Annotated in this window: 1 protein-coding gene; it reads left to right on the plus strand. The window is 70.3% G+C overall.

Features of this window, described 5'->3' with window-relative positions:
• Nucleotides 1-5,746 (plus strand): non-ribosomal peptide synthetase (locus JHD82_RS28400; RefSeq protein WP_199140212.1); only part of this gene is annotated, 5,746 nt, incomplete at both ends.

Below are 5,746 nucleotides of genomic sequence, written 5' to 3' on the forward strand. Positions count from 1 at the left end.
CCACGGCGCCGTTTGGCCTGCTGGATGTGCAGGGAGACGGCAGTGCGGTGGAGGAGGCCAGGCTTGCGCTGGATGCACCGCTGTCGCGCGAGCTGCGCCGGCAGGCGCAGCGCCATGGGGTGAGTGCGGCCAGCCTGTTCCACCTGGCCTGGGCGCTGGTGCTGGGCAGGACCACGGGCAAGGACGATGTGGTGTTCGGCACCGTGCTCTTTGGCCGCATGCAGGGCGGGGAGGGCGCGCACAGTGCGCTGGGCATGTTCATCAACACGCTGCCGCTGCGCATACGGTTGGGCGGTCGGCTGGGCGGGCGCAGCGTGCAGGACTGCCTGCATGAGACGCATGCGGGGCTGACGGGGCTGATGCACCACGAGCACGCCACGCTGTCGCTGGCGCAGCGCTGCAGCGCTGTGGCGGGGGGAACGCCGCTGTTCTCTGCCCTGCTCAACTACCGCTACAGCGTGGCGCCGCAGGAGGGGGGCGCAGCGGGCGCGTGGGAAGGCATGACGGCGCTGGGCGGACAGGAGCGCACCAACTACCCTGTGACCGTGTCCATCGACGACCTGGGTGAAGGCTTTGGCATCGTGGCCCAGGCCGATGCTGCTCTGGGGGCTGAACGGCTGTGTGGATACATGGCGGCGGCCGTGGCCTCCCTGGTCCACGCGCTGGAAAGCGAGCCCGGCCTGGAGGCTGCGGCGCTGGACATGCTGGACGGCAAGGAATGGGCGCAGCTGCAGGCCTGGAGCCTGGGCGCCCGAACCGAACCAGGGATGCAGCCCGTGCACCGGTTGATCGAGCGCCAGGCCCAGGCACGGCCGGATGCCGTGGCGCTGGTCTTTGGCGATCAGGTTCTGAGCTACGACCAGCTCAACCGCCGCGCCAACCAGCTGGCACACCGGCTGATGGCCCTGGGCGTGAGGCCGGAGACCCGGGTCGGCATCGCCATGGAGCGGTCCATCGAGATGGTGGTGGGCCTGCTGGCCATCATGAAGGCCGGTGGCGCCTATGTGCCCCTGGACCCCGATCACCCGCCCGAACGGCTGGCCCAGATGATCGAAGACGGCGCCGTGCGGCGCCTGCTCACCCACAGCGCGCTGCGCGAGCGCCTGCCCGCAGGCGAGGATCTGCAGTGGCTGGACATCGACCGCATCGATCTGGCCGGTGAATCGCAGCGCAACCCGGTGGTTGCCGTGCATGGGGAGCATCTGGCCTATGTGATCTTCACCTCGGGCTCCACGGGCCGCCCCAAGGGCGCGGCCAACCGGCATGCGGCCCTGCACAACCGGCTGGCCTGGATGCAGCAGGCCTATGCGCTCGATGCCTCGGACGCCGTGCTGCAAAAGACACCGTTCAGCTTCGATGTGTCGGTCTGGGAGTTCTTCTGGCCCCTGATGGTCGGCGCCCGGCTGGTGATGGCCGCGCCTGGCGATCACCGTGACCCCGCAAGGCTGGTAGCGCTGATCACGGACCATGGCGTCACCACCGTGCACTTCGTGCCTTCCATGCTGCAGGCCTTTGTGGCGCACGCGGGCGTTGCGGCATGCACGGGCCTCAGGCGCATCCTGTGCAGCGGCGAGGCCCTGCCTGCCGAGGCGCAGAACGCCGTCTTCAGGCTCTTGCCCGGAGCCGGTCTCTACAACCTCTATGGCCCGACCGAGGCGGCCATCGACGTCACCCACTGGCGCTGCCGCGACGACGGGCGGCGCCAGGTTCCCATCGGCCAGCCCATCAGCGGCATCCGCACCTATGTGCTGGACTGCGCCATGCGGCCGGCGCCACGGGGCGTGGCCGGCGAGCTGTACCTGGGAGGCATTGGCCTGGCGCGCGGCTATCTGAACCGCCCCGCACTGACGGCCGAGCGCTTTGTGGCCGACCCGCTGGACACGCAGGGCGGCCTGCTGTACCGCACGGGTGATCTGGTGCGCTGGAACGGCGAGGGCCAGATCGAGTACCTGGGGCGCCTGGACCACCAGGTGAAGATCCGCGGCCTGCGCATCGAACTGGGCGAGATCGAGGCCCATCTGCTGGCCCAGCCCGGCGTGCGCGAGGCCGTGGTGGTCGCGGCACAAGCCACGTCGGGCGCGGCGGGCGCACGCCTTGTCGCCTATGTGGCCGGTCCGGACGCCGATGCGGGGCTGTCCGAAACCTTGCGCCAGGCTTTGGCCCGGCGGCTGCCGGACTATATGCAGCCTTCGGCCATCGTCGTGCTGCCTGCGCTTGCGCTCAATGCCAACGGCAAGGTGGACCGCAAGGCCCTGCCGCAGCCCGAATGGGCACAGCGTGGATACGAGCCGCCGCACAACGGGGTCGAGCAGCAGCTGTCGGCGATATGGGCCGAGCTTCTGGGGCAGGACCGCGTGGGGCGGCGCGACAACTTCTTCGAGCTGGGCGGACACTCGCTGCTGGCCATGGGCATGCTGGAACGCATGCGCGCGCATGGCCTGTCGGCCTCGGTGCGCAGCCTGTTCCAGCATCCGCAGCTGGCGGATTTTGCGGCGCAGCTGATGCAGGCGGATGGCGCTGCCCAGGTGCAGGTGCCGCCCAACGGCATCCCCGAAGGCTGCACGGCCATCACGCCCGACATGCTGACGCTGGTGGCGCTGGACGTGCAGGAGATCGCGCGGGTCGAGGCCGCCGTGCCCGGTGGCGCGGCCAACATCCAGGACATCTATCCGCTGGCGCCGCTGCAGGAAGGCATTCTGTTCCACCACACCCTGCACCAGCAGGGCGACGCCTATGCCACGCCCACGCTGCTGGGCTTCGACACGCGCGAGCGGCTGCTGGGCTTTGTGCAACGGCTCAACCAGGTCATCGCACGCCACGACATCCTGCGCACGGCCGTGCTGTGGGAAGGGCTGGCCGAGCCTGTGCAGGTGGTCTGGCGACAGGCACAGGTGCTGGTCGATTGGCTGGAACCTGGTGAAGGCGAGGGCGAAGATGATGTGGCCGCCGCGCTGCAGCAGCGGCTGGACCCGCGCGTGCAGCGCATCGATGTGCGCCGTGCGCCCATGATCCGCGCCATGGCGGCGCAGGATGCGCGCAACGGGCGCTGGCTGCTGCAGCTGCTGACCCATCACCTGGTGCTGGACCATACGACGCTGGAGCGCATCGTCGACGAGATTGCGCTGATGGCCCAGGGCCGCGAGGCGGAGCTGCCCAGGCCCCTGCCGTTCAGGCGCTTCGTGGCCCAGGCCCGGCTGGGCGTGAGCACCCGGGAGCATGAGGACTTCTTCCGCGCCATGCTCGGCGATGTGGATGAGCCCACGGCGCCGTTTGGCCTGCTGGATGTGCAGGGAGACGGCAGTGCGGTGGAGGAGGCCAGGCTTGCGCTGGATGCACCGCTGTCGCGCGAGCTGCGCCGGCAGGCGCAGCGCCATGGGGTGAGTGCAGCCAGCCTGTTCCACCTGGCCTGGGCGCTGGTGCTGGGCAGGACCACGGGCAAGGACGACGTGGTGTTCGGCACCGTGCTCTTTGGCCGCATGCAGGGCGGGGAGGGCGCGCACAGTGCGCTGGGCATGTTCATCAACACGCTGCCGCTGCGCATACGGCTGGGCGGGCGCAGCGTGCAGGAATGCCTGCACGAAACGCATGCGGGGCTGACGGGGCTGATGCACCACGAGCACGCCACGCTGTCGCTGGCACAGCGCTGCAGCGCTCTGGCGGGGGGAACGCCGCTGTTCTCGGCCCTGCTCAACTACCGCTACATCGCAGCGCCGCAGGAGACGGCGGCTGCGGGCGCAGCCTCGGGCGCGTGGGAAGGCATGACGGCGCTGGGCGGGCAGGAGCGCACCAACTACCCGCTGGACATGTCCATCGATGACCTGGGCCAGGGCTTTCGCCTGGTCGGGCAGGCCAGCAAGACTGTGGGCGCGCAGCGCCTGTGCGCCTACATGCTGGCCGCCGTGGAAGGCATTGTTGCGGCCCTGGCCGAAACGCCCGCGTTGCCGGCCTGCGATATCGAGCTGCTGGACCGGGATGAATGGGCGCAGCTGACGCAATGGGCGCAATCGGTGCAGTCTGGATGCAACCCGCCGCGCCGCGACGCCCAGCCCCTGGTGCACAGGCTGTTCGAGCAGCAGGTGGACGAGCGGCCCCAGGCCACGGCCCTGGTCTTTGGCGACGAATGCATCAGCTATGCGCAGCTCAACCGGCGTGCCAACCGCCTTGCGCACCGCCTGATCGCCGAGGGAGTGGGCGCGGAGGTGCGCGTGGGCATTGCGGTGGAACGCTCGGTGGAGATGGTGGTTGCCGTGCTGGCCGTGCTCAAGTCGGGCGCGGCCTATGTGCCCCTGGACCCCGGCTATCCGGCCGAGCGCCTGGCCCACATGGTCGAGGACAGCGGCATGGCCTGCCTGCTCACGCAGTCCCGCCTGGGGCTGGAGGTGGCCGGTCGCGTGAAGGCGCTGGACCTGGATGCCATCGGCGCGATGCCGGGGCCCGATCACAACCCCGGCGCCGCCGTGCATGGCGAATGCCTGGCCTATGTGATCTACACCTCGGGCTCCACCGGCCGCCCCAAGGGCGTGGGCATCTCCCACCGCTGCCTGGCCGAACAGGCGCAGCTGGCCGTCGGCTTTGCCGCGCTGTCGCCGCAGGACCGCGTGCTGCAGTTCGCCACGCTGAATTTCGATGGCTGCATCGAGCAGCTGTTCGCGCCGCTGGTGGCCGGCGCGGCCATGGTGCTGCGCGGGCCCGAACTCTGGGACAGCGCCACCTTCCACAGGGAACTCATGGCCAGGCAGATCAGCGTGGCCGATCTGACCACCGCCTACTGGCTGCTGCTGGTCCAGGATTTCGCGCGGCAGGGCCTGCGCGGGTACGGGCGGCTCAGGCAGGTGCATGTGGGCGGCGAGGCCATGCCGGCCGCCGGCCTGCAGGCCTGGCGCGATGCCGGGCTGGGCCATGTGAGGCTGCTCAATGCCTATGGCCCGACCGAGGCCACCGTCACGGCCTCCCTCTTCGACTGCACGGGCCTGGTGGAAGGCGCCGGCGCGGCGCCGCAGGACCTTCCCATAGGCCGGCCCCTGGCGGGCCGGCACATGTGGGTGGTGGACGACCGGATGCGCCCCGTGCCCCTGGGCGTGGCCGGCGAGCTGTGCATAGGCGGGCCCCTGCTGTCGCGCGGCTACCTGAACCGGGCAGGGCTCAGCGCGGAGCGCTTTGTCGCAGACCCCTTCGGCCACGATGGCGCAAGACTCTATCGCACGGGCGACCTGGTGCGCTGGAATGCGCAGGGCCAGCTGGAGTACCTGGGGCGGGTGGACCACCAGGTCAAGATCCGCGGCCTGCGCATCGAGCTGGGCGAAGTGCAGGCGCAACTGCTGGCGCTGGACGATGTGCGCGAGGCCGTGGTCGTGGCCGGCGAGGGACCGGCGGGCACGCGGCTGCTGGCCTATGTGTCTGCCCGCAGCGGGCGCACCCTGGACGAGCAGGAGATGCGCGAGCGCCTGGCCACGGTACTGCCGGACTACATGGTGCCGGGCGCCATCATGGTGCTGGACCAGTTGCCGCAGAACGCCAACGGCAAGCTGGACCGGCAGGCCCTGCCCGCGTTCGGCATGCCAGCCGCCAGCCAGGCGCCCGAGGGCGAACTGGAGGCGCTGCTGGCCCGTATCTGGGCCGAGGTGCTGGGCCTGGAGCGGGTGGGGCGCAGCGACAACTTCTTCGCGCTGGGCGGTGATTCCATCCTGAGCCTGCAGATCGTCTCGCGCCTGCGCCGCTTCGGCTGGAAGCTGTCGCCACGGCAGCT

It is taken from the genome of Delftia sp. ASV31 (genome assembly GCF_016428765.1).
Lineage (GTDB): Bacteria > Pseudomonadota > Gammaproteobacteria > Burkholderiales > Burkholderiaceae_C > Comamonas > Comamonas acidovorans.